Raw genomic sequence first — 22,326 nt, 5'->3', positions numbered from 1 at the left:
CGCTCGCGATGAGACGCAATGCGCGAGTGATCAGTGCTCGTGACCGCCCGGACCATGCACATGCCCGTGCGCAAGCTCATCCGCGCTGGCTTCGCGCACTTCAGTCACCTGAATGTCGAAATGCAGCGTCTGGCCGGCCAGCGGATGGTTGCCATCGATGTGCACGGTCTCCCCGTCGACCTTGGTGACGGTTACGTGGACGGGACCCTGAGGGCCATGGGCCTGGAACTGCATGCCCGGCTGGATATCGTCCACACCCTGGAACGCCTCACGCGGCACGGCCTGTACCAGTTCCGCATGATGCACGCCGTACCCTTCCGCCGGGGCCACGTCGACCTTGAACTGGTCGCCGGCCACGCGTCCGGCCATCGCCTTCTCCAGGCCCGGCACGATCTGGCCGGTGCCGTGCAAGTAGGTGAGCGGCTCACGGCCTTCGGAGCTGTCAAGCACTTGGCCACTGTCGTCAGTGAGCGTGTAGTGGAAGGAAGCTACGGAATTGTCGACGATCTGCATGAGGGTCTCGCTGTCTATGGATGAGCGCCGACCTTCGCCGACGATGGACGTGCAAGATTACCACTTGAGCCTGTCCACGATCTTTGCGCAGCCTGAAACGTGCCAGAATGCGCAGCAATTGCCTCCCCGCAATCCCATGACGACACTGCTCGAAGCCTGGCGCCACCGCGCGACGCACCGGCAGGTGTGGGCGCTCGCTACGCCCATGATCCTGTCCAACCTCACCGTGCCCTTGGTGGCACTGGTGGATAGCACCGTCGCCGGACACCTACCGCACACGCAAGACCTTGCCGCCGTCACGGTGGGCAGCGCGGTGTATGCGCTGCCGGTGTGGAGCCTGGGTTTTCTGCGCATGGGCACCACCGGCTTTGCCGCGCAAGCCAAGGGCGCGAACGATGCTTCGGCCCTGCGCACCGTGCAGACGCAGGCCTTGCTGCTTGCCGCGGTGCTCGGTGTGCTAGTGGCCCTACTGATGATTCCGCTGCTGCCATGGCTGGTAGCCGAAATGCATGGCACACCGCTGATGAGCGGACGCGCGCTGGATTATCTGCACTTGCGCCTGTTCGGTCTGCCGGCGGCCCTGCTCAACTATTCGTTGGCTGGCTGGTTCATCGGCGCACAGCGCGCAGGCACCACGCTCGCACTGCTGCTGGTGACGAACCTGGTGAACATCGCCTTGAACCTGCTGTTCGTGCTGGGCTTCGGCTGGGGCGTACCCGGCATCGCGCTGGCTTCGGTGGGCGGCGAGTGGTGCGGCGCGCTCTACGGGCTATGGCGTGGGCGTCAGGTGATGCGCAGCCTGCACGGACACGTCGACTGGCAGACTTTGCGCGCATGGCGGCATTGGTTGCCGCTGCTGCGCGTGAATCGCGACATCTTCCTGCGTACGCTGGCTTTGGAAGGCGTGTTTTTCAGCCTGTCGCTGCTGGGCGCGCGTCTGGGCGATGCGACTGTCGCCGCGAACGCCTTGCTGTTCAATGGCCTGATGCTGACCGCCTTCGGGCTGGATGGCCTGGCCAATGCGGTGGAAGCGCTGTGCGGACACGCCATCGGTGCGCGCGATCACCACGCACTGCGCCGTGCCTTGGTCGTGGCAGGCGGCTGGTCGCTGATCGGCAGCATCGGTTACGCGCTGTTTTTCAGCAGCGCCGGGCATCTGTTTGTGAACCTGCAGACCAACCTGCCCGAGGTGCGCGACGCCGCCTACCGCTATCTGCCATGGCTGACGGCGCTGCCTATAGTGGCGGTGTGGAGCTACCTGCTCGACGGCCTGTTCATCGGCGCCACGCGTGCGCGCGAGATGCGCGATGGCATGCTGGTATCCGTGCTGTTCTTCGCGCTGCTTGCGTGGCTCATGCGCAGCCTGGGCAACGAAGGATTGTGGCTGGCGTTTCTCGCGTTCATGACCGTGCGCGGACTGAGTTTGGCATGGCTGGGATGGCGCATTCGCCGACGTAGTGCGTGGATCGCCTGAGCTATCGTGCGGGTAACGCTTCGGCAATACTTGGCCACATGACCTCCGTTCTATCGCGATCTCTATTGCGGATCGGCGCGGCATGCATGCTGCTGGCCGCCATTGCCGGCACATCTGCTTACGCTGCCGATTCCCCCGTCGCTGCAGTCGCCACGCCGCAGCAACTGGCCGCCGCCATCGACGAACAGATCGACGAACCGCGCTTCGCGTCAGCCAGTTGGGGCATCGCCGTGGTCTCGCTCGATACCGGCCACACGCTGTACGCGCACGAAGCGGATCGCCTGTTGCAGCCGGCTTCCACCGCCAAGCTTTATACCGCCGCCGTGGTGCTGGACACGATCGGTAGTGACTACCGCATTCCCACGCAATTGCTTGCCACGCGGCCCGTCGTGCAAGGCCGGCTTGAGGGGCCGCTGATTCTGCGCGGCATGGGCGATCCCACACTCGGCACGCCCGGCACCAACATGGACTGGGCGGATCAACTGGCCACGCAGCTCGCCGCCAGCGGTGTGCATGATGTGCAAGGGGATCTGATCGCGGACGACAGCTATTTCCAGGGACCGCAGGTCGGTTCCGGCTGGGAAGCGCGCGATCTGCAGAGCTGGTTCGCCGTGCCCGCCTCTGCTCTCAGCGTGCAGGAAAACCTGGTCGACCTCACCGTGCGTCCAGGGAGCGCCGCAGGGCATCCTGCCGCGCTGATGTTCGATCCGCCCGGCGCCATGACGCGCGTGGTGAATAACCTCACCACCAGCGCGCAGGATACGCGCGGCGATATCAATCTCTACCGCGCGCCGGGCGATGCCACCTTGTACGCCTTCGGCAACATTGCAGCGCGCGCGGAACCGCAAACCTTTAAGCTCGCCATCGCCGATCCGGCCTGGTATGCCGGCACGCGGCTGCGCGAAGCGCTGGAACGCCACGGCGTACGCGTGCATGGCAGCCTACGCGTGCGGCACTGGCCGGAGCAGAACGAAGCGGATCTCGACAAGGCCGTGGTAGTGGCGCAAGTGCTTTCGCCATCGGTGATGGACATCCTCTCGCGCGGTCTGAAGCGTTCACAGAATCTGTACCTGCAGAACCTACTGCAGATCGCGGGCATCAAAGCGCACGCCAACGCGGAACAGTCCGGCGACCCGGCGACGGGTTTTCTGAGCAGCGAAGTTTGGGGCATCCGCGCACTCAAGGAACTACTGGACCACATCGGCATCGCACCCGGCTCGGCGCAGATCGAGGAAGGCGCAGGTCTGTCGCGGCAGGACCTGTCCACACCCAACGCGATGGTGCGCCTGCTGACCTACCTTGCCGGCCAACCCTACGGTGCCCAGCTACGCGATGCCCTACCGGCCGCCGGCGTGGACGGCACGCTCGAATGGCGCATGCGCAACACGGCCGCGGCGGACAACGTACACGCCAAGACCGGCAGCATGACCAACGTGCGTTGCCTGGTCGGTTATGTGACCACGGCTACAGGCGAGCGGCTGGCGTTCGCGATCATGCTCAACAACTTCGTGCGCGGGGAGGATGAGGCGAGCCCGAGCCGCAATCTGGATGCGATCGTGGAGTTGTTGGCGTCATTCCGGGGACATAGCTAACATCAGGCTTGTCATTCCGGCGAAGGCCGGAATGACGGCATGGCTAGATTAAGCCGTGCAAATTATTTAGCGCTTCCCCAAATCCTTCTCGATCTTCTCCGGCGCATCATTCGGCGCGTAGCGCTTCACCACCTTGCCCTCCGCATCCACCAGGAACTTGGTGAAGTTCCACTTGATCGATTCGCTGCCCAGCAAACCCTTGGCTTCTTTCTTCAGCCATTGATAGAGCGGATGCGTGCTTTCGCCGTTCACCTCGATCTTGGCGAACATCGGAAACGTCACGTCGTAGGTGGTCGAACAGAACTGCTTGATCTCCTCCTCGTTGCCCGGCTCCTGGTGGCCGAACTGGTCGCAGGGAAAGCCGAGCACCGCCAGGTCCTGGTCACGGTGCTTGCGCCACAGTTCTTCCAGCCCCTTGTACTGCGGGGTAAAGCCGCACTTGGAGGCCACGTTTACGATAAGCAGGGTCTTGCCGCGCCATTCGGCCAGCGGCCGCTCGTTGCCATCGATGTCGCGCGCGCTGAAGTCGTATACGGTGGTCATGTCGTCGCTCCGGTCATATCGATATGGCAGTCTACTTCAGGCCCCCATCCGCCGGGTGGCATAGAATGGGCGTTTTCGACCACAGACCAGGCATGCCGTGATCCGTTTCATCGATGTCCACAAATCCTACCGTGTTGACGGCAAGGACATTCCGGCGCTGGAACCCTTCAGCCTGGAAATCGCGGACGGCGAGGTGTTCGGCATCATCGGTCATTCCGGCGCCGGCAAATCTACGCTGATCCGCCTGATCAATCTGCTGGAGAAGCCGAGCGGCGGGCGTATCCTGATCGGCGACACCGAGATCACCGCGCTTTCGGATGACGCGCTTCGCGCCGCCAGGCAGCGCATCGGTATGATCTTCCAGCACTTCAATCTGCTGTCTTCGCAGACGGTAGTGGAAAACATTGCCTTTCCGATGCGGATTGCCGGCAACAAGGACGCGAAGGCGATCCGCGCACGCGTCGACGAACTGCTGCAGCGCGTGGGCTTGACCGTGCACGCGAACAAATATCCCGCGCAGCTTTCCGGCGGCCAGAAGCAGCGCGTGGGTATTGCTCGCGCACTAGCCAATCGCCCTTCTATCTTGCTGTGCGACGAAGCCACCAGCGCGCTCGATCCGCAGACCACCGCATCCGTGCTCGATCTGCTTGCCGAAATCAATCGCGAGCTGAAGCTCACCGTCGTGCTGATCACGCACGAAATGGATGTGGTGCGGCGTGTGTGCGATCGCGTGGCCGTGCTGGATGACGGTCGCATCGTGGAGCATGGCGCCGTCGTCGACGTGTTCCTGCATCCGCAACATGCCACCACCCGCCGCTTCGTCAGCGAAGCATTACCCGAAGAAGCCGCGGGCGAACATGCGATCTACGAACAGGTGCCCGGCCGCATCATGCGCCTGTCTTTTCGCGGTGAGGCTACTTGGTCGCCGACGCTGGGCCGTGTGACGCGCGACACGGGCGTGGATTTCAACATCCTGGCCGGGCGCATCGACCGCATCAAGGATCTACCCTACGGCCAGCTCACCCTGGCGATGCAGGGCGACAATGTGGATGCTGCCCTGCACGCGCTGCGCGAAGCGGGCATCGAAGTGGAGGAACTTGCCCGATGATCGCCACCCATCTTCCCGTGCTGCACTCGCTGTTCCCTAACATCGACGACTGGGGTGAACTCGGCCAGGCATGCATCGACACTTTGCTGATGCTGGGTGGTTCGTTGCTGCTTACCGTGCTCATCGGCCTGCCGCTTGGCGTGCTGTTGTTCCTTACGGGCAAGGGCCAGTTGCATGCCATGCCCAAGCTCTACGGCGCGTTGTCGCTGGTGGTGAACGTGCTGCGTTCGATTCCCTTCATCATCCTGATGATTGTGCTGATGCCGGTCACCTACGTACTGGTGGGCACCAAGCTCGGCATTCGCGGCGCGATTCCGCCACTGGTGATCGGCGCGGCGCCGTTCTTCGCGCGCCTGGTGGAAACGGCGCTGCGCGAAGTGGAGCGCGGCGTAATCGAAGCTTCGCAGGCAATGGGCGCTACGACCTGGCAGATCGTGCGTCATGTGCTGCTGCCCGAAGCGCGCGGTAGCCTGTGGGCGGGTGTGACAGTCACCGCCATCGCACTGGTCGGCTACACCGCCATGGGCGGCGCGATCGGCGCGGGCGGCCTCGGCGATCTGGCCTATCGCTACGGCTATTTGAGTTACAAGTCCGATTACATGGTGGTAACGGTGTTGCTGCTGATCGTACTCGTCCAATTGCTGCAAATGCTGGGTGACCGCATCGTGGCGCACTACAGCCGGCGCTAGTGCCTGAACAGCACGTTTTTGCAACTGGCCGTATGGACGGCTATCCTGATCTACCGCATAAGGACTGCCCCATGAAAAAGCTGATGGTTCTTCTGGCCGCTGCCATGCTCCTGGCCGGCTGCTCCTCCTCCGGCTCCGGTGACGCCAACAGCCAGACGCTGATCGTGGCCGCCACCGCGGTTCCGCATGCGGAAATCCTCAAGGAAGTGAAGCCCATCCTGGCGAAGGAAGGCGTGGATCTGCAGATCAAGGTGTTCGCCGACTACGTGCAGCCCAACGTGCAGGTAGACGAGAAGGCCATCGACCTGAACTACTTCCAGACCAAGCCCTATCTGGACGCTTTCAACCGTGAGCGGAAGACCAATCTGATCATCATCACGGGTGTGCACATCGAGCCGTTCGGCGCGTACTCGCACAAACTCAAGTCGATCGATCAGTTGCCCGACGGCGCCACCGTGGCCATTCCGAACGATCCGAGCAACAACAGCCGCGCCCTGCTCCTGCTTGCCAAGCACGGCCTGATTACGCTGAAGGATCCGAACGACGAACTGGCGACCCTGAAAGACATCACCGCCAACCCCAAGAACCTGAAGTTCAAAGAACTGGAAGCCGCGATGCTGCCGCGCACGCTGGATGAGGTGGACCTGGCGCTGATCAACACCAACTACGCGCTCGCCGCCGGACTGAATCCGACCAAGGATGCGCTACTGATCGAAAGCAAGGATTCGCCGTACGTGAACTACCTGGTGGGACGTCCGGACAACAAGGACGATCCGCGCGTGCAGAAATTGGCGAAGGCGTTGACCAGTCCCGAAGTGAAGGCGTTCATCGAGCAGAAGTATCACGGCGCGGTGTTGCCGGCTTTCTAAAGTTCCATCATCGCGCAATCCCCCAGGTCGTCATTCCCGCGAAAGCGGGAATCCATGTTGCTCTGATGCTTAAAGCGAAGCTGGATTCCCGCTTTCGCGGGAATGACGGCAAGTTGGAATAGCTGACTTACGCCGCAGATTCCGCTTCAACCGACACCGGAATCTCAAACACCTGCCGCAGATAGGCGATATACGCCTCATCCTCACACATGTTCTTGCCCGGCGAATCGCTGAGCTTGGCCACCGGCTGCCCATTGCAGCGGACCATCTTGATCACGATGTTGAGCGGCGTCGGGCCGACATCGTTGGTGAGATTGGTGCCTACGCCGAAAGCCAGTTGACAGCGGCCGTGGAAGTGCTTGAACAGCTGCATCACCTTCGGAACATCCAGGCCGTCGCTGAACACCAGGATCTTGCTGCGTGGGTCGACACGGTTAGCCTGGTAATGCGCCAACACGCGCTCGCCCCAGGCAAACGGGTCGCCCGAATCGTGGCGCGTACCGTCGAACAGCTTGCAGAAATACATGTCGAAATCGCGCAGGAAGGCGGACAGTCCGTAGACATCCGATAGCGCAATGCCGAGGTCTCCGCGGTATTCCTTCGCCCAGGCCTCCAGCGCCGCCACCTGCGAATCGCGCAGGCGCGGTCCCAGCGCTTGATGCGCCTGCAGGTATTCGTGCGCCAGTGTGCCAAGCGGGCGCAGGCCGAGCTGCCACGCGAGCCAGACATTGCTGGTGCCGGTCAGTTGCGTACCCAGGCCTTCATGCAGCGTGGTCACCACTTCACGATGCCATTCGCGCGAGAAGCGCCTGCGCGTGCCGTAGTCGGCCATGCGGCATTCCTGGTAGCCGGACGTGTCGCGCAACAGCGCGATCTTTTCCCTCAGACGCCGACGCCCTTCGGTGAGGTCTAGCCCGGGGTGCGTGTTGCGGAAATACACCTCGTTGACGATTGCCAGGAGCGGCACCTCGAACAAGATGGTGTGCAGCCAGGGACCGACGATGCGAATCTCGATTTCGCCATTGTCTCGCCCCGATGGCGAGATCTCCACGTACTTGGTGTTGAGCTGGAATAGCCCGAGGAAATCGATGAAGTCGCTCTTGATGAAACGCCAGCTGCGCAGGTAGTCGAGTTCCTGCTCGGTGAAACGCAGGCTGCACAGCGCGTCCAGCTCCGCACGGATTTCATCGATGTACGGCACTAGGTTGACGCCAGGGTTGCGGCACTTGAAGCGGTACTCCACTTGCGCAGCGGGATACTGATGCAGCACCACCTGCATCATGGAGAACTTGTAGAGATCGGTATCAAGCAAAGAGCTGACGATCATGGAGCATCCATGTCGAGGGGAAAGGCATGCGCGCGCGACGCGGCGTTGACGGATTATCCCGCCGAAGTCCTTGCCATGAACAGCCAGTGGAGATTTCAAGAAGGCAGAAAAGATAAAACCCCGGCAGCCAGGGGAATAACTGCCGGGGTTTGTTAGGCCGCGTTCCGGGGGGAGGGTAAACTAGGAACCGGCCCCTGGATACCACGATGGTTGTGACATCCACTTGTCGCCTCACGGCGATTCGTAGACTTAGTGTGTGCGGTGCGGACGAAGTTCAAGGGGCCGGTCGAAACGGTTCAGCTTTCCGACAACTAACCGATCAACCTTCGATAGTTTCATCTGCACCGTTTCCCAAATGTTTGTAAGTAAAGGTCAGAGCATGAGCTTGTTACGCCGTTGTTTTGCCCTGTTCGCGCTGTGTTGCGCCCTACCCCTTCATGCCGCCGATCTGAGTATTGATACCGGCCACGGCGTGCGCATCTGGACCACTGCGCAATTATTGACCAGCGCCGATGCGCAGTCCGTGACGATTCCGGCTGATGTCGCATTCCATCGCACCATGCACTATCGCGCGGTACCGCTGCATGCGCTGCTGCCCGGGCTAGCACACGGCGATCGTTTGAAATTTGTTGCGAACGACGGTTTCTCCGTCGACATCGACGCGGACGCCATTCTCAATCGAACAGGCGCGCAGGCGTGGCTGGCCGTCGAAGATCCGCAATACCCCTGGCCAGCGCTGCCGGGCAATAAGGGAGATGCAGGCCCGTTCTACGTGGTGTGGACCGATCCGGCCGCTGCGCAGATCAGCAGCGAGCAATGGCCTTACCAGTTAGCGCGCATCCAGCTTACGCAGGATGCGGCGTCCCGCTTTCCCGCCACGGCGCCAGCTGCCTCCGAGCCCGCGAACAGTCCGGTCCGCCGCGGCTACGTTGTGTTCCAACGCACCTGCTTTGCCTGCCACACGCTCAACGGCGAGGGCGATGCGCGCATGGGTCCGGATCTGAATATTCCGCACAGCCCTACCGAGTACTTGAGCGCGGACATGCTGCGCGCCTTCATCCGCAACCCGCAATCGCTGCGGCGCTGGCCGGAAGGCAAGATGACGGGCTTTCCCACGCAGGCGTCGCTGTCGGATGCCGATCTGGACGTGCTACTTGCGTATCTCACGTACATGGCGCAACACAAAGTGGAAAAGTAACGACAGCCTTTTTCAATTCTTCGCGCCGTCGAGCAGAACGCGCAGCGCGTTTTCGCGTTCCGCCGTGGGCTCCTTCGCCAGCTCGCGCACACGATCGAAGAACTGTGGCCACCGGTCACCTGCCTGCTTGAACAGCACCGCAAACGCCGGCTTCCACTGGTCGTAAAGACCGAACGGCAGCAAGGTCGCATTATTGATCGGCTGCGCCACCCAGTGGTCGTAGCGATGATCGTTCGGCCAGTTTTGCTCTCGCCATGCGGCGTAGCGCGCGCGGAAAGCTTCGATCTCGCGCTGCTTGCCTTCCTCCATCGCGCTATCGCCCACACCGCTGGCGTAGAGCTTTTTCAGGCGCTCGCGCAGGTCGAGCACCAGTCCGGTGAATCCGTCATCCATAGCCTGCTCGTGATCGTCGCCGACGGGCTCGCCGCGCGCGCGATGCCACTCGCGCAGGCCTTCATCCTCCACGAACATGGCGTAGCTTTCGTTGAACGCGGTATCGCCTTTCACGTAGATCTTTTGATGCGCGAGTTCGTGGAAGATCGTGCCGACCAGTTCGTCATCGTCCCAGCGCATCATGCTGCTGAGGATGGGATCGGAAAACCAGCCCAGCGTCGAATAGGCGGACACGCCGCCGATATAGACGTCGTAACCTTGCGCACGCAAGCGTTCGGCACCAGCCTTCGCCTTCTGCTCCTCAAACCAGCCGCGATAGGCCACGCAGCCGGCGATGGGAAAGCATTGCGGCACCGCTTCCACCGAGTAGCGCGGCGTGGCGTAGACGTTCCACACCACGTATGGACGATGCAGTTGAACGTAATAGGTGTAGCTGCGGTTGCGCGGCAGATCGAGCCGGTCGGAGGCGAACTGCCGCGCCTGCTGGGAGAGCTGCAGGCGCGCGGCGAGCTTGGGATCAGTCGTGGGGTCGGCGACTATTTTGCCGACGGAACGGCGCTTGAGCAGCAAGGCGCTTTCGCCATGCGTCACGTGCATGTAGTAGCGAAGATCGGCGCAGGCACCAAGCACGGCGACCACCATGATGCAGAAAATCGACCGGATGGCGACGAAAAGAATGCGGGGATGAATCATCCCCGCATTCTGACGCAAGACATGAAATCAGTGCCCGTGGTTACCCGAGCTGCCATGGCCTGCGAATCCGCCATGGCCACCGCCACCGTGCCAGCCGCCGTGACCGCCGCCATGCCAGTCATGGCCGCCACGTCCCCAGTAACGCCCACCGCCATAAAAGCCGCCGTAGCAGCAACCGTAGTAACCCCAGCCGCCGTAATACCCGTATGGGTAGCCGTAGTACGGATAGTTGTACACCACGGCCGGGCCGCTTCCGTAATAGGCGTCCCCCGCGTAGCCATTGCTTTGCACGTAGCTGTAACCCGGCGCCACGTAACAACCGGAAAGCAGACAGGTCACGCCCGCCAGCGTCAGGCCGGCAAGCACATGTTTCAACGCGATGTTCATGGTGGGGACTCCATGCGTTCTACGAAGCTACGTTAGTCCTATTGCGTTAAATGCGCACTGAGTAAGAAAAGACAAGGCCGGCCGCATTCAGAGGAGGCCGGCCTTGTTGATAACAAACCACTAAGGGATATCCGATCAGGTTTTACCCTTAGGCTGATCACCGCGCGCGTGCGCCAGATGATGCAGCGGACCTTGGGCCTGACCGCCACTGCCGTGTTGAGCAGTGCCATTGAGGGCATTCGGCGCCGGCTTGGCGCCTGGCCACGCCGGCCCGCGCTTGATGCGCTCCTGTTTGGCCTGCAACAACGCCTGGATATGCGCCACCGCCTGCTCAGGGCTGATATGCGCAGGTTCATTCGAAGCGTCTGACGGCGATGCAGGCGACGTCTTTGGCGTGACGCGCTTTGCTGCTGCAGGAGCAGGCGCCGGAGCGGTCTGGCGGACCACTTTGGACTTCGCAACAGGCGTCTTGGCCGCCGCCTTTTCTTGCTTCGCAGGCGCTGGCGATGCCGCCTTGCGCGCAGAGCTTTTCTTGACCGCCTTCTTGGCAGACGTTTGCTTGACAGCTACTTTTTTAGCCGGCGCCTTGGAGGCCGCCTTCTTCACTGTCTTCTTGGCGGGAATAGCCTTTTTCGCCGCTTTCTTACCGGCGGGTTTCTTCCGGGCCGAACCGGTACTTTGGGATGCCTTGCGAGCCGCGGGTTGCTTCGCGGCCGACTTGCGTGTCGTTGCCATGCGTACGTACTCCAGCGGAGGTCGGTGGCGACATCATCGCGAAGTACGTGTGATCGGCAAGTGCCAATCGTTTAAGCATTAAAAGCAGGCTCTTACATCCTCGGCCGCGCCAGCTCCCCAAGGAATTGCGCCAGCACTGGCGGATGCGCCAGCACGGTAAACACCACGCCATAGGCCGCGCCCCACAGGTGCGCGCTATGGTTGACGTTGTCGCGCCCGTGCTGATCCATGTAAATGGAATAAGCCACATACAGCACCGCGTAGATGATCGCCGGTACAGGCAGGAAAAACACGTAGATACGCGCCCATGGTGCGAACAGGATGAAGCCGAACACCACCGCGGATACCGCGCCGGAAGCACCCAGGCTGCGATAGTTCGTGTTGCGCCGGTTCTTCAGATAAGTGGGTAGGATCGACACGATCAGACCGCCCAGGTAGAACAACGCGAAGCCGAATGTGCCCAGTGTCGCGTCGTACACCGGTTCTATCATCCGCCCGAAGAAGAACAGCGTCATCATGTTGAACAACAGGTGCATCGGGTCGGCATGGAGAAATCCGTAAGTCACCAGCCGGTAGTACTCTCGCTTGCGCTCGATCGCGGGCGGCCACAGGATCAGATCGTCCACCAGCCGACGGTTGTTGAAGGCCGTGAAGGAAACGATGCAGGTGGCGGCAAGGATGACGAGTAACGTGATCGGCATATGACGAATCCGACAATCAATGTTTGGAATCCGCCCATCTTGACGTTCGCGCGCCAAGTTGTCGACGGCTAGAATGCGCGATCGCTTCCCGCTTTTGCGTCCTCCCCTGCCGTATGAAACCCATCCGCTATATGCACTTGGACGTCTTCGCCGCCAGCCCCGGCGGCGGCAATCACCTGGGTGTGGTCACGGACGCAAGCGGATGGAGCGACGCCCAGATGCAGCACTACGCTCGCTGGACCGACTTGGTGGAAACCACTTTCCTGCTGCCGCCGGCCGATGCCAAGGCCAGCTATCGCGTGCGCATCTTCACGCCGCAGAAGGAAATTGCCTTCGCCGGCCACCCCAGTGTGGGCAGCGCACACGCCGTGCTCGAATGCGACCTGGCCGAGCCGAAAGACGGATTGCTGTGGCAGGAATGCGGCGCGGGGGTGCTGCCGATCCGCGTGGAAGGTAGCGGCCCGCAGCGCATCCTGATGCTGCAATCGCCCGAGGCACGCGTGGTGAAAACCGGCCTGCACGCCCATCCGCTGCTGGCCGCCACGCTCGACGGCATCGAACTGGGCAAATTGCCGCCCGCACTGGTGGACGGCGGCCGGCGCTGGTGGTTGGCCGAATGCGCGGACGAAGCCAGCCTGCGTGCATGGCAGCCGGACCACAGCGCCATCGGAGCGCTTGCCGTCGCCAGCGGCAGCATGGGCCTGTGCGCGTTCGCGCGCAGCAACCACCCCGATTACCAGTTGGTGGTGCGCGCGTTCCCTTCCGGCGTGGGCATCGTCGAAGATCCCGCCTCCGGCGCCGCCAACGGTTTGATCGCCGCGTACCTTACGCACGCGGAACCCCATGGCACGCTCGCGCGCGGTTATTCCGTGAGCCAGGGACGCGAGATGGGGCACGATGCGCTGCTGATTGCGCACATCGTCGATGGCACGATCTGGATCGGCGGACGTACCAACACGGTGATCGACGGGACACTGCATTGGAACGGACGTGAGTAATGCGCCGCGCATCTGGGTAGATGCCGACGCCTGCCCGGTAGCGATCAAGGACATCCTGTTTCGCGCCGCGCAACGTACGCAGGTGCACGTGACCCTGGTGGCGAATCACGCCTTGCGCACGCCGCCTTCTCCCTACATCCGAAGCATCCAGGTCGCCGGCGGTTTCGATGTGGCGGACAACGAAATCGTCAGCCAGGTTGCGCCTGGCGATCTGGTCGTCACGCAGGATATTCCCCTGGCTGCCGCCGTGATCGAAAAAGGCGCGCTGGCCGTGCATCCCCGTGGCGAGCTTTATACACCCGACACGATCCAGCAGCGCTTGACCATGCGCAACTTCATGGAAGAACTTCGCAGCACGGGCGTGAATACCGGCGGCCCCGATGCATTGCATCCACGCGACAAGCAGGCCTTCGCCAACCAGCTCGATCGCTGGCTGGCGCAACGGGTTTAATGCTTGCGCCGCCAGCCCGTATTGCATCCCGCTATGGGCGTTGATCCAGATTTGCCCGCCGCGCGGAAGCTCTGACTAGTGCCGCTAGATCCATATCCTCCGCGCCATCCGCTAGCGCTTCCAGCAAGCTGTCACGCAGCACGCCCGCCAACGGCATCGGCACTCGTTCGGCATGCGCGGCGTCTTGCGCCAGCATTACATCCTTCAAACCCAGCGGCAGCGCAAAGCCGGGCGGCGTGAAGCGCTGTTCCGCTATCGCTTTGCCGTAGATCTGGTACACCGGCGATGCAAACAGCGTGCTGGTCATTAACTCAATGAAATCGGCCACGTCTACGCCATAGGCGCGCGCCAGCACAGAGGCCTCGGCCAGGCTTTCGATGGCGGAGACGATCATGAAATTGCCGGCCAGCTTCACCACGTTGGCGCGCTCCGGGCTTTCGCCCATCGGCCACAGCTTGGCCGCCAGCGTCTCCAGCAAAGGTCTAGCCTTTTCGATGGCGCCAGGCGCGCCAGCCACCAGCATATTGAGCTTGCCCGCGGCTGCGACATCCGGACGGCCGAACACCGGAGCCGCCACGTAACCGAGCCCGCGGCTGGCGTGTTCCTCGGCCAGCTGACGCGCGAGCGCGACGGAGATGGTGGCGTGGTTGACGTGCACCGTGCCGGGATCCATCGCATCGAGCAGGCCGCCGTCAAAAAATACGTCACGTACCGCCTGATCGTTCGCGAGCATGCTGTGCAGCACGTCGCCCTGCGCCGCGCGATCGGGCGTGCTCGCCACCTTGGCGCCCAGCGAGGCGAGCTTTTCCGCCGCCGCTTCCGAGCGATTCCAGACCGTGACGTGATGCCCGGCGGCGATCAGATTGCTCGCCATGGCGCTACCCATCGCGCCGAGTCCGATAAAACCGACTTTCATGGGAAATCTCCTGTTGCAAGCGCTTAAGTGGAGCATGTCCGGCGTTTAGCGGAAGCGAAGCTAGAGCCTGTCTCCGTCCTCTGCGTAGCCCGGGTTGCACAGAGGGCGGAAACAGGCTCTACGCCACTTCGCCCGCCGCACGGCCCGAAGCCCATGCCCACTGGAAGTTATAGCCGCCCAGCCAGCCGGTCACGTCGACCACTTCGCCGATGAAGTACAGGCCGGGTACCAACTTGGATTGCATGGTGCTGGAAGAAAGGCCATCCGTATCCACGCCACCCAGTGTAACTTCCGCTGTGCGATAGCCTTCCGTACCGCTGGCGATAATCGGCCAATCGTGCAATCGCGCGCTCGTATCATGCAATTCAGCGTCGCGATACTGACGCATCGGCTTGCTGCCCAGCCATAGCTCGCACAAGCGCTGCGCCAATCGACGCGGCAGCAAGTCCCCCAGCACATTGCGCAGCTCGGCGGCAGGACGCGCCGTGCGCTGCGCGATCAGCCATTCGCCAATGTCCTGCTGCGGCGAAAGGTCGATGCGCAGTTCATCACCCGGTTGCCAATACGAGGAAATCTGCAGGATCGACGGCCCGCTGATACCGCGATGCGTGAACAGCAGGCCCGCGCGAAAATCACGCTTGTCCACGCGTGCTTCCACGACCGGCAAGGCAACGCCCGCCAGATCCTGATAATGCTGCAGATGCTTGCCGCTCAAGGTCAGCGGCACCAAGCCGGCGCGCGTCGGCAATACGTTGTGCCCAAACTGCCGTGCCAGCTCGTAGCCGAAACCGGTGGCGCCCATGCTGGGGATCGACAGTCCACCGGTGGCGATCACCAGCGATTCCGCATGCACTTCGCCCTTTGCCGTCAGCACGGCAAAGCCTTCCTCGGCTTTCCGCACTTGCTCCACCGCGCAACTGGTTTCGACGCGCACACCCACCGCCGTGCACTCATCCAACAGCATGCGCACGATCAGCTTGGAGGATTCATCGCAGAACAACTGCCCCAGCTCTTTCTCGTGATACGCGATGCGATGTTTCTCCACCATCGCAATGAAATCGTAGGGGGTATAGCGCGCCAGCGCGGATTTGCAGAAATGCGGATTGGCCGAAAGGTACTGCGCAGGAGTCACGCCCAGGTTGGTGAAGTTGCAGCGCCCGCCGCCCGACATCAGGATCTTCTTGCCAGGCTTGTTGGCATGATCGAGCACCAGCACGCGCCGCCCGCGCTGTCCGGCGGTGATGGCGCACATCAAACCTGCGGCGCCGGCACCGATGACCAGGACATCCACTTTCACGCGATCACCGTCATGCGAGCTGCCACCAGAGACATCTACGCATTATCCAACACTCGCATGCCTTAAACTTGGCGCCTGCCTACTAAGGACTCCTGCCATGCCCTCCTTCGACGTAATCTCCGAGGTCGACAAGCACGAACTGACCAATGGGGTCGATCAGGCCAATCGCGAGCTGACCAATCGTTTCGACTTCAAGGGCACCGATGCGAAGTTCGAGCTGGACAAGCTTGTGATCACACAGAGCGCGCCCAGCGAATTCCAGCTCCAGCAGATGCTGGACATCCTGCGCGGCCGCCTGGCGGCGAGGAAGATCGATCTTCGCGCGCTGGACGTGGCCGACCCGGAAGTGAACCTGGGCAGCGCGCGCCAGAAGATCACCGTGAAGCAAGGCATCGAGCAGCCGGTCGCCAAGAAGCTGATCGCCGCGCTGAAGGAAGCCAAGCTCAAAGTGGAAGCGCAGATCAATGGCGACAAGCTGCGCGTGACCGGCAAGAAGCGCGATGACTTGCAGTTGGCGATGGCAGTGCTGCGCAAGGCGGATGTCGAGTTACCGCTGCAGTTCGACAACTTCCGCGATTAACGTAGGCTGGGATGCCAATCCCAGCATCTCGAAAAGGTAGCTGGGATTTTCATCCCAGCCTACGCCAGCCCCGCGGCGATATTCACGCTGATCGCAATAATGAACACGTTGAAGAAGAACGCCACCACGCTATGCAGCAGCGCGGTGCGCCGCAAGGTGTGGCTGGTGATCTGTACGTCCGACACCTGGAAGCACATGCCGATCACGAAGGCGAAGTACACGAAATCCCAGTAGTCCGGCTGCTTGGTGCCCGGAAATTCCAGCCCTTCGTGTTGCTTGCCGAAATCGCCGTAATAACCGTGCGCGTAATGCAGCGCATACATCGTGTTCATGAACAGCCACGACAGCACGATGCTAAGCGCAGCCACACCCATGGCTGCAGCGCCGCCCCCCTTTGCTGCGTGCATCTCAGTGGACAAGGCCACCAGCACCACCAGCGACACCGTCACGGCGACCCACAAGGTGGCGCGGCGGCCGGTGTCCTGCACGCACGCTTGCCGGGCCATGTGCTCGGCATTGGCGCGCACGAACATGCGGGCGACCATGCTTAGAAATAGCAAGGCTCCAAGGTCGAAGCCCAGCAGCACTGCCGAAGCCAGCCTCACGCCGCAAGCGATCAGCGTGACGCACGCCACCACGAATACGACGCTGGACACCGTCAACCACGGACGCGCACGCACGAAGCGCACCGGCGCCCAGCGTCGCTGCAGCGTGCGGGCTGTCGGTTTGTCGTGGGAAGGTACGCTCATGCGCGCAAATCCGCGAATTCCGGATGACGCTCCATCCACACCTGCGCATAGCTGCACGCCGGCACCACCTTCCAGCCTTCGCGGCGTGCGGTTTCCAGTGCGGTACGCACCAGCTCGCTGGCAATCCCGCGCCCGCCGACTTCCGAAGGCACGCCAGTGTGGATGATGGTCATCACTTGGCCGTGCAGTTGATAGTCAAGTTCGCAGAGGAAGCCGTCGACTGTGGCTTCGAAGCGATGCGCAGCGGCGCGGTGGCGGATGCCCAAGGCCATGGTGTCGTTCCGCGGATGTCGAGGGTGCCAAGCATAGAATGCTTTCATTCCATCGGCATGGGTTTCCGGACACGTACGTTCCCGCACTGCTTGTCCATGCCCAGTCGTCATTCCGGCGAAGGCCGGAATCCAGTTTCCATACGTTGTGCGAAGCACTCAACATCAAGTTTTGAACTGGATTCCGGCCTTCGCCGGAATGACGAACGCTTTGCTCTGATCTTTACGGCGCTAACGACCTCATCGGCTACGCCGCCACCTGCTCCCGCACCCGCTCGCGACGCACGCGCACCGCTTTCGCCAGCCGCTCCAGCACATCAACGGTGGTATCCCAACCGATGCAGCCGTCGGTGACGCTCTGACCATAGGTAAGCTCGCAACCGGGTGTCAGATCCTGACGGCCAGCCACAAGATGGCTTTCTACCATCACGCCATGGATGCGCGTCTCGCCCGCTTCAAGCTGCGCGGCAATATCGGCTACCACGCGTGGCTGATTCTCCGGCTGCTTGGCGCTGTTGGCGTGACTGGCGTCGATCATCAGGCGCTCGGCGAGTCCTGCCTTGGCGAGCGCGCCGCAAGCACTGGCCACGCTCGCGGCATCGTAGTTCGGCAATTTGCCGCCGCGTAGGATCACGTGGCAATCCTCGTTGCCGAGCGTCGCCGCGATAGCAGTGCGCCCGTGCTTGGTCACGGCCATGAAATGATGTGGACGAGCCGCAGCAAGCACCGCATCCACCGCGATCTTCACGTTGCCGTCGGTGCCGTTCTTGAAACCGACCGGGCATGACAGTCCGGAGGCGAGCTCGCGATGCGATTGGCTTTCGGTGGTGCGTGCACCGATCGCACCCCAGGCGACGAGATCGGCAATGTATTGCGGCGTGATCAGGTCGAGAAATTCGCAGCCGGCCGGCAAGCCCAGCGCGTTGATGTCGCACAACAGGTGGCGCGCCAAATGCAGCCCCTTGTCGATGCGGTAGCTCTCGTCGAGATCCGGATCGTTGATCAGCCCTTTCCAACCCACCGTAGTGCGCGGTTTTTCAAAGTACACGCGCATCACGATCTCCAGCGTATCGGCGTGCCTTTCGCGCTCGGCCATGAGGCGGCCGGCATATTCCATTGCGGCGACCGGATCGTGGATGGAACAGGGGCCGATCACCACGGCGAGGCGGTCGTCTTCGCCGTGCAGGATCTTGTGCAAGGCGTTGCGCGAGGTGGCCACGGTAGCGCTGGCTTCGTCGCTGGCAGGACAATCCCGCATCACGTCGGCGGGGGTAGGCACTTCCTTGATTTCGCGGATGCGAAGGTCGTCGGTACGGCTGGTCATGGCATGGCGCTCCTTAGTTTGGTTGCCCGGCGACCTAACAAAAAAGCCGCCAGGGTGGCTGGCGGCTTTTGAGAAAGTGGGTGATCTTGCTAGTTACGATCGCGCACCATGCTCCGCCGCCGGCTTCGGATAGCCATAAAACCAAAAGTAATAGCGGCTGGAGGTGAGGATCATGATTCAAGTGATAGCACATCGCGGCTACCGTGCAAAGGAGAGAAAGGACTATGGCCGCCCGCCGCAATGCGCTACTGTGCCGCCGCCTGTCTTTTTCGGAGTGTTTTCATGCTGCGCCCCTTCGCCTTCCTCGCCACTGCCCTGCTCGCCCTGAGCGTCCTCGGCTCGCAATCGGCGCTGGCCGACGACGTGCCCAGCATCGTGATTAAGGATGTAGTGGTGGGCACCGGCAACACGGCGCGTGACGATTCCGAAGTGCGCATCCATTACACCGGCTGGCTGTATGACGCCAAGGTGCCGGACCATCACGGCGCCAAGATCGACAGCTCCTACGACAGCGGCCGCCCGCTCAGCTTCAGCCTGGGCGCGAATGAAGTCGTGGAAGGCATGGACACCGGCGTGAAAGGTATGAAGGTAGGCGGCAAGCGCACCATCATCATTCCCTCCCGCATGGGCTACGGTCGGCGTGGTTCGCCCCCCGACGTGCCGCCGAACAGCGCGCTAGTGTTCGATATCGAACTACTTGAGGTGCATTGAGCGCCGAACGGCGTCATGATGATCGGGTTGTAACGTCGTACGTCCCTGCTGCCACTGGAGGATCGATCGATGAAACGCCTGTTGTGTTCGTGCGCGACCGCCCTGTTGTTGCTGGTTCCCGTGGCGGCGTTCGCCGTACCGGGCTACACCGTGGCCACCGTCAACATGCTGGCGGGGCCGGATACTCAATATCCGTTGATCTACAGCCTGGACGCCGGTACGCCTGTCGACGTGCAAGGCTGCACCGAAGGCTGGCAATGGTGCGACGTGATCGCCGGCGGCAGCCGCGGCTGGATTGCCGGCCCGTACATCGAATATCTCTACAACAACCAACCAGTGATCGTGACCGACTACGGCGCGCGCATCGGCATTCCGATCGTGACCTTCGCGATCGGTACGTACTGGGGGCGCTATTACGTCAACCGCCCGTTCTATCGCGACCGCGCGCGTTGGTATTCGCGTCCGGTTCCGGTCCGGCCGTTCCCAGGACCGAGACCACCTGTGCGCCCCTGGCCGGGTAATCGGCCACCGGGTGGCCGGCCGCCTTCGCCCGGCAACGGCTATCGTCCGCAACCGCCGGGTGGCAACCGGCCGCAGCCAGGTAACGGGAATCGTCCGCAGCCCGGTGGCGACAATCGACCTCCCGGTGGTGGCAACAACAGACCTCAGCCGGGAGGTGACAATCAGCGGCCACCTGGTGGGAATCGTCCGCAACCGGGAAATGGAAATGGTGGACGACCTGGCCAGAACACCAAGCCGGCGCCGCGGCCGAATCCGCAGCAACAGCAGCAAGGGAATAATGGAAACGGTGGCGGTTGAGTAGTCATCCCTGCCCCTGATACCCCCTCTCCCTTCGGGAGAGGGGCTCAATGCCCGCAATTACGAACTACACGAAAGCATCGAACAGCCCGCGCGGTGCTTCGCCCATTCCGGCCGCTTCTGCGCGAAATGCTCGCGCCCGGGCTGCTCTTCGTACGGGCGATGCAGTACGTCGAGCAAGGTGTGGATGCCTTCGTAATCGCCCTGTGTCGCACGATCGATGGCTTCCTGCGCCAGGTAATTGCGCAGCACATAGCAAGGATTGGCTGCGTGCATGCACTGCAATCGCTGTGCAGGCGCCCATGCATCCTCGCGCACGCGTGCGGCGTAAGCGTCCAGCCAGCGCAGAAAATCCGCCTCCGCGGCTGTGTACTTCGCTTCGTCATAGAACGCGTGGCGCAACGGTTCCAGTTGCGGCGCGTGCGGATCGACGCGACTGAGCGCGCGGAAGAACAACGTCATGTCCACTTCCGCCTGATGCATCAGTTGCTGCAGCGTTTCTATGCGCGTGACGTCGTCATCGCGACATTCGGAAAGGCCGAGCTTGGCGGCAATGTCGCGGCGCGTCTGCAAGGTGAATTCGGCCACGTAGCGATCGAGACCCGCTTGTAACGGCGCGATGTCGTCGAACAGCGGTGCAATCGCCGCTGCAAGCCGGCTGAGATTCCACCACGCCACATTCGGCTGCTGGCCGAAACGATAACGGCGGCCCACTGCATCGGTGGTGTTGGGCGTCCAGTCGGGATCGAAATCGTCCACCCAGCCATATGGGCCGTAGTCGATGGTGAGCCCGAGTATCGACATGTTGTCGGTATTCATCACGCCGTGCACAAAACCCACGCGCATCCAGTGCGCGATCATCGTTGCCGTGCGCGCGCAGATTTCGGCGAACCAGTCGGCATAGCGGTTTTCATCGCTGCCGTTCAGATGCGGAAAATCGCGGCGAAGCGTGAAATCCACCAGCCGGCGCAGCAAGTCGATGTCGCCGCGCGAAGCCGGCAGTTCGAAATGACCGAAGCGGATGAACGACGGTGCCACACGACAAACGATCGCACCGGGTTCGTCCTGCGGATGGCCGTCGTAGAACATGTCACGTTCCACCGCTTCGCCGGTAACGACCAAGCTCAAGGCGCGCGTGGTGGGCACGCCGAGGTGATGCATCGCTTCGCTGCAGAGGAATTCACGGACCGACGAACGCAGCACCGCTCGTCCGTCTGCTCCTCGCGAATAGGGCGTGACGCCCGCGCCCTTGAGCTGTAATTCCAGCCGCTTGCCCTGCGAAGTCACCACTTCGCCCAGCGAAATGGCGCGCCCGTCGCCGAGCTGCCCGGCCCACACGCCGAACTGATGTCCGCCGTAGTTGGACGCCCACGGCTGCATACCCTCCAGCACGCCGTTGCCGCCAAATACCTGCGCAAAGAACGGGCTGGCGATGTCGGCGTCATTCAGACCCAGCTCTGCCGCCATCTCGCGCGACCAGGCTACCGTGCGCGGCGCCGCGACCGGGCCGGGATCCACCCGCGAATACAGGGCGCCGGCCACTTGCCGGGGGCCGCTGCCGTGATCCGGATCGCCCGGCAGCTCGCGGATAAAAGCGTTATCGAAATGAAGAGTCGTCAGAGTCATGGAACATCATATTCGGGCGGCCCTGAGTTGGTGCAAGGCAGCAAAAATGTGAGGGAGAGAATGTCCTTCACGCGACCTATACATTCACGGTTAAAGCTTGATACAGTTTGCTTGCGGCTACGCAGGGGTAGTCGATGGAGTAGACAAATTATGCACATGCTTCTCGCTCGTTCCGCCATCATGCGCGGAATGCAGCTGGTAGCAGGGATGCTTACAGTTAGTACCAAGCAGGACGTTCAACAACAAGCGGTAAACGACACTCTTACGGAGTTCAAGCTGGTGTCCTGGACGTCCAGCGCTCGCTCCCGCCGCGAAGACGAGTTGGCACGTTTCCGCCAGACGCATATCGAATCCTGATCTCGAA

General features: G+C 62.1%; 25 protein-coding genes. 12 read left to right on the top strand and 13 right to left on the bottom strand.

Annotation, left to right across the window (positions count from 1 at the left end):
• Positions 1–30: 30 nt before the first annotated feature.
• Complete coding sequence (locus tag ISP18_RS07790) at positions 31–513, bottom strand: FKBP-type peptidyl-prolyl cis-trans isomerase (RefSeq protein WP_380009055.1); 483 nt, start codon at positions 511–513, stop codon at positions 31–33.
• 16 nt (positions 514–529) lie between these two features.
• Between ISP18_RS07790 and ISP18_RS07785 the strand changes: the two genes are divergently transcribed.
• Both ISP18_RS07785 and dacB read left to right on the top strand, forming a co-directional pair.
• Complete coding sequence (locus ISP18_RS07785) at positions 530–1,987, top strand: MATE family efflux transporter (protein WP_380009052.1); 1,458 nt, start codon at positions 530–532, stop codon at positions 1,985–1,987.
• Between the two features lie 86 nt (positions 1,988–2,073).
• Entirely contained in the window at positions 2,074–3,579 is a 1,506-nt protein-coding gene (gene dacB / locus ISP18_RS07780) for a D-alanyl-D-alanine carboxypeptidase/D-alanyl-D-alanine endopeptidase (protein ID WP_380009049.1), read from the top strand.
• A 66-nt stretch (positions 3,580–3,645) separates the two neighbouring features.
• Here dacB and ISP18_RS07775 read toward each other — a convergent pair whose 3' ends face one another.
• Positions 3,646–4,122, bottom strand: coding sequence for a glutathione peroxidase (locus ISP18_RS07775; protein ID WP_380009046.1), 477 nt, complete (start codon positions 4,120–4,122; stop codon positions 3,646–3,648).
• 97 nt (positions 4,123–4,219) lie between these two features.
• On the opposite strand from ISP18_RS07775, the gene ISP18_RS07770 reads away from it, so the two are divergent.
• The 3 genes from ISP18_RS07770 to ISP18_RS07760 all read left to right on the top strand — a co-directional run bounded on the left by ISP18_RS07770 (position 4,220) and on the right by ISP18_RS07760 (position 6,788).
• On the top strand, positions 4,220–5,230 hold the full coding sequence (locus ISP18_RS07770; RefSeq protein WP_380009043.1) for a methionine ABC transporter ATP-binding protein: 1,011 nt from the start codon (positions 4,220–4,222) through the stop codon (positions 5,228–5,230).
• Entirely contained in the window at positions 5,227–5,919 is a 693-nt protein-coding gene (locus ISP18_RS07765; RefSeq protein WP_380009040.1) for a methionine ABC transporter permease, read from the top strand. Before ISP18_RS07770 ends, ISP18_RS07765 begins: the two co-directional genes overlap by 4 nt.
• Before the next feature lie 71 nt (positions 5,920–5,990).
• Entirely contained in the window at positions 5,991–6,788 is a 798-nt protein-coding gene (locus tag ISP18_RS07760; RefSeq protein WP_380009037.1) for a MetQ/NlpA family ABC transporter substrate-binding protein, read from the top strand.
• A gap of 127 nt (positions 6,789–6,915) precedes the next feature.
• Here ISP18_RS07760 and pncB read toward each other — a convergent pair whose 3' ends face one another.
• Positions 6,916–8,115, bottom strand: coding sequence for a nicotinate phosphoribosyltransferase (pncB, locus tag ISP18_RS07755; protein WP_380009034.1), 1,200 nt, complete (start codon positions 8,113–8,115; stop codon positions 6,916–6,918).
• 379 nt (positions 8,116–8,494) lie between these two features.
• On the opposite strand from pncB, the gene ISP18_RS07750 reads away from it, so the two are divergent.
• On the top strand, positions 8,495–9,313 hold the full coding sequence (locus ISP18_RS07750; RefSeq protein ID WP_380009031.1) for a c-type cytochrome: 819 nt from the start codon (positions 8,495–8,497) through the stop codon (positions 9,311–9,313).
• A 12-nt stretch (positions 9,314–9,325) separates the two neighbouring features.
• On the opposite strand, the gene ISP18_RS07745 is transcribed toward ISP18_RS07750, so the two are convergent.
• From ISP18_RS07745 to ISP18_RS07730, 4 genes are all read right to left on the bottom strand, one after another.
• Positions 9,326–10,399 (bottom strand): aminopeptidase, encoded by a 1,074-nt coding sequence (locus ISP18_RS07745; protein WP_380009028.1) that lies wholly within the window; start codon positions 10,397–10,399, stop codon positions 9,326–9,328.
• 27 nt (positions 10,400–10,426) lie between these two features.
• Entirely contained in the window at positions 10,427–10,786 is a 360-nt protein-coding gene (locus ISP18_RS07740) for a hypothetical protein (protein ID WP_380009025.1), read from the bottom strand.
• A 135-nt stretch (positions 10,787–10,921) separates the two neighbouring features.
• On the bottom strand, positions 10,922–11,521 hold the full coding sequence (locus ISP18_RS07735) for a hypothetical protein (RefSeq protein WP_380009023.1): 600 nt from the start codon (positions 11,519–11,521) through the stop codon (positions 10,922–10,924).
• Between the two features lie 92 nt (positions 11,522–11,613).
• Positions 11,614–12,222: a rhomboid family intramembrane serine protease gene (locus ISP18_RS07730; RefSeq protein ID WP_380009020.1), complete on the bottom strand. Its 609-nt coding sequence runs from the start codon at positions 12,220–12,222 to the stop codon at positions 11,614–11,616.
• A 113-nt stretch (positions 12,223–12,335) separates the two neighbouring features.
• On the opposite strand from ISP18_RS07730, the gene ISP18_RS07725 reads away from it, so the two are divergent.
• Together ISP18_RS07725 and ISP18_RS07720 are read left to right on the top strand one after the other, a co-directional pair.
• A complete protein-coding gene (locus tag ISP18_RS07725; protein ID WP_380009017.1) occupies positions 12,336–13,220 on the top strand; it encodes a PhzF family phenazine biosynthesis protein in 885 nt (294 codons plus the stop codon).
• The gene (locus ISP18_RS07720) at positions 13,213–13,671 is read left to right on the top strand and encodes a YaiI/YqxD family protein (protein WP_380009014.1); all 459 of its coding nucleotides are present in this window, start codon (positions 13,213–13,215) and stop codon (positions 13,669–13,671) included. Before ISP18_RS07725 ends, ISP18_RS07720 begins: the two co-directional genes overlap by 8 nt.
• A 31-nt stretch (positions 13,672–13,702) precedes the next feature.
• Here ISP18_RS07720 and ISP18_RS07715 read toward each other — a convergent pair whose 3' ends face one another.
• Together ISP18_RS07715 and ISP18_RS07710 are read right to left on the bottom strand one after the other, a co-directional pair.
• Complete coding sequence (locus ISP18_RS07715) at positions 13,703–14,587, bottom strand: NAD(P)-dependent oxidoreductase (protein WP_380009011.1); 885 nt, start codon at positions 14,585–14,587, stop codon at positions 13,703–13,705.
• 118 nt (positions 14,588–14,705) lie between these two features.
• Complete coding sequence (locus ISP18_RS07710; protein ID WP_380009008.1) at positions 14,706–15,884, bottom strand: BaiN/RdsA family NAD(P)/FAD-dependent oxidoreductase; 1,179 nt, start codon at positions 15,882–15,884, stop codon at positions 14,706–14,708.
• 97 nt (positions 15,885–15,981) lie between these two features.
• Here ISP18_RS07710 and ISP18_RS07705 point away from each other — a divergent pair, with 97 nt between their 5' ends.
• A complete protein-coding gene (locus ISP18_RS07705) occupies positions 15,982–16,464 on the top strand; it encodes a YajQ family cyclic di-GMP-binding protein (RefSeq protein ID WP_380009005.1) in 483 nt (160 codons plus the stop codon).
• 59 nt (positions 16,465–16,523) lie between these two features.
• On the opposite strand, the gene ISP18_RS07700 is transcribed toward ISP18_RS07705, so the two are convergent.
• The 3 genes from ISP18_RS07700 to ISP18_RS07690 all read right to left on the bottom strand — a co-directional run bounded on the left by ISP18_RS07700 (position 16,524) and on the right by ISP18_RS07690 (position 18,806).
• Positions 16,524–17,213: a DUF1345 domain-containing protein gene (locus ISP18_RS07700; protein ID WP_380009002.1), complete on the bottom strand. Its 690-nt coding sequence runs from the start codon at positions 17,211–17,213 to the stop codon at positions 16,524–16,526.
• Positions 17,210–17,485 carry a GNAT family N-acetyltransferase gene (locus tag ISP18_RS07695; protein WP_380008999.1) on the bottom strand — a complete coding sequence of 92 codons (276 nt, stop codon included), beginning with the start codon at positions 17,483–17,485 and terminating at the stop codon, positions 17,210–17,212. The genes ISP18_RS07700 and ISP18_RS07695 overlap by 4 nt, the downstream gene beginning before the upstream one ends.
• A gap of 244 nt (positions 17,486–17,729) precedes the next feature.
• Positions 17,730–18,806, bottom strand: a complete 1,077-nt coding sequence (locus tag ISP18_RS07690; protein ID WP_380008996.1) for a 3-deoxy-7-phosphoheptulonate synthase — start codon at positions 18,804–18,806, stop codon at positions 17,730–17,732.
• Between the two features lie 282 nt (positions 18,807–19,088).
• Here ISP18_RS07690 and ISP18_RS07685 point away from each other — a divergent pair, with 282 nt between their 5' ends.
• Together ISP18_RS07685 and ISP18_RS07680 are read left to right on the top strand one after the other, a co-directional pair.
• Entirely contained in the window at positions 19,089–19,517 is a 429-nt protein-coding gene (locus ISP18_RS07685) for an FKBP-type peptidyl-prolyl cis-trans isomerase (protein ID WP_380008993.1), read from the top strand.
• Between the two features lie 69 nt (positions 19,518–19,586).
• Positions 19,587–20,336 (top strand): SH3 domain-containing protein, encoded by a 750-nt coding sequence (locus ISP18_RS07680; protein WP_380008990.1) that lies wholly within the window; start codon positions 19,587–19,589, stop codon positions 20,334–20,336.
• Positions 20,337–20,396: 60 nt separating this feature from the next.
• Here ISP18_RS07680 and ISP18_RS07675 read toward each other — a convergent pair whose 3' ends face one another.
• A complete protein-coding gene (locus ISP18_RS07675; RefSeq protein WP_449757885.1) occupies positions 20,397–21,956 on the bottom strand; it encodes a protein adenylyltransferase SelO in 1,560 nt (519 codons plus the stop codon).
• A gap of 213 nt (positions 21,957–22,169) precedes the next feature.
• Here ISP18_RS07675 and ISP18_RS07670 point away from each other — a divergent pair, with 213 nt between their 5' ends.
• Positions 22,170–22,319: a hypothetical protein gene (locus tag ISP18_RS07670; protein WP_380008984.1), complete on the top strand. Its 150-nt coding sequence runs from the start codon at positions 22,170–22,172 to the stop codon at positions 22,317–22,319.
• Positions 22,320–22,326 lie beyond the last annotated feature (7 nt).

The organism is Dyella humi (assembly GCF_044904605.1).
In the GTDB taxonomy this organism is placed as follows: domain Bacteria; phylum Pseudomonadota; class Gammaproteobacteria; order Xanthomonadales; family Rhodanobacteraceae; genus Dyella_B; species Dyella_B humi.
This window is presented reverse-complemented; position numbering and strand designations above follow the sequence as displayed.

What these genes read in the sequence shown, in the direction of transcription:
- ISP18_RS07705 (WP_380009005.1), top strand. Translation starts at nt 15,982, where the DNA reads ATGCCCTCCTTCGACGTAATCTCCGAGGTCGACAAGCACGAACTGACC.
- ISP18_RS07775 (WP_380009046.1), bottom strand. Translation starts at nt 4,122, where the DNA reads ATGACCACCGTATACGACTTCAGCGCGCGCGACATCGATGGCAACGAG.
- ISP18_RS07735 (WP_380009023.1), bottom strand. Translation starts at nt 11,521, where the DNA reads ATGGCAACGACACGCAAGTCGGCCGCGAAGCAACCCGCGGCTCGCAAG.
- ISP18_RS07680 (WP_380008990.1), top strand. Translation starts at nt 19,587, where the DNA reads ATGAAACGCCTGTTGTGTTCGTGCGCGACCGCCCTGTTGTTGCTGGTT.
- ISP18_RS07740 (WP_380009025.1), bottom strand. Translation starts at nt 10,786, where the DNA reads ATGAACATCGCGTTGAAACATGTGCTTGCCGGCCTGACGCTGGCGGGC.
- ISP18_RS07695 (WP_380008999.1), bottom strand. Translation starts at nt 17,485, where the DNA reads ATGGCCTTGGGCATCCGCCACCGCGCCGCTGCGCATCGCTTCGAAGCC.
- ISP18_RS07670 (WP_380008984.1), top strand. Translation starts at nt 22,170, where the DNA reads ATGCTTACAGTTAGTACCAAGCAGGACGTTCAACAACAAGCGGTAAAC.
- pncB (WP_380009034.1), bottom strand. Translation starts at nt 8,115, where the DNA reads ATGATCGTCAGCTCTTTGCTTGATACCGATCTCTACAAGTTCTCCATG.
- ISP18_RS07765 (WP_380009040.1), top strand. Translation starts at nt 5,227, where the DNA reads ATGATCGCCACCCATCTTCCCGTGCTGCACTCGCTGTTCCCTAACATC.
- ISP18_RS07690 (WP_380008996.1), bottom strand. Translation starts at nt 18,806, where the DNA reads ATGACCAGCCGTACCGACGACCTTCGCATCCGCGAAATCAAGGAAGTG.
- ISP18_RS07700 (WP_380009002.1), bottom strand. Translation starts at nt 17,213, where the DNA reads ATGAGCGTACCTTCCCACGACAAACCGACAGCCCGCACGCTGCAGCGA.
- ISP18_RS07685 (WP_380008993.1), top strand. Translation starts at nt 19,089, where the DNA reads ATGCTGCGCCCCTTCGCCTTCCTCGCCACTGCCCTGCTCGCCCTGAGC.
- ISP18_RS07730 (WP_380009020.1), bottom strand. Translation starts at nt 12,222, where the DNA reads ATGCCGATCACGTTACTCGTCATCCTTGCCGCCACCTGCATCGTTTCC.
- dacB (WP_380009049.1), top strand. Translation starts at nt 2,074, where the DNA reads ATGCTGCTGGCCGCCATTGCCGGCACATCTGCTTACGCTGCCGATTCC.
- ISP18_RS07790 (WP_380009055.1), bottom strand. Translation starts at nt 513, where the DNA reads ATGCAGATCGTCGACAATTCCGTAGCTTCCTTCCACTACACGCTCACT.
- ISP18_RS07715 (WP_380009011.1), bottom strand. Translation starts at nt 14,587, where the DNA reads ATGAAAGTCGGTTTTATCGGACTCGGCGCGATGGGTAGCGCCATGGCG.
- ISP18_RS07750 (WP_380009031.1), top strand. Translation starts at nt 8,495, where the DNA reads ATGAGCTTGTTACGCCGTTGTTTTGCCCTGTTCGCGCTGTGTTGCGCC.
- ISP18_RS07785 (WP_380009052.1), top strand. Translation starts at nt 530, where the DNA reads ATGGATGAGCGCCGACCTTCGCCGACGATGGACGTGCAAGATTACCAC.
- ISP18_RS07725 (WP_380009017.1), top strand. Translation starts at nt 12,336, where the DNA reads ATGAAACCCATCCGCTATATGCACTTGGACGTCTTCGCCGCCAGCCCC.
- ISP18_RS07760 (WP_380009037.1), top strand. Translation starts at nt 5,991, where the DNA reads ATGAAAAAGCTGATGGTTCTTCTGGCCGCTGCCATGCTCCTGGCCGGC.
- ISP18_RS07745 (WP_380009028.1), bottom strand. Translation starts at nt 10,399, where the DNA reads ATGATTCATCCCCGCATTCTTTTCGTCGCCATCCGGTCGATTTTCTGC.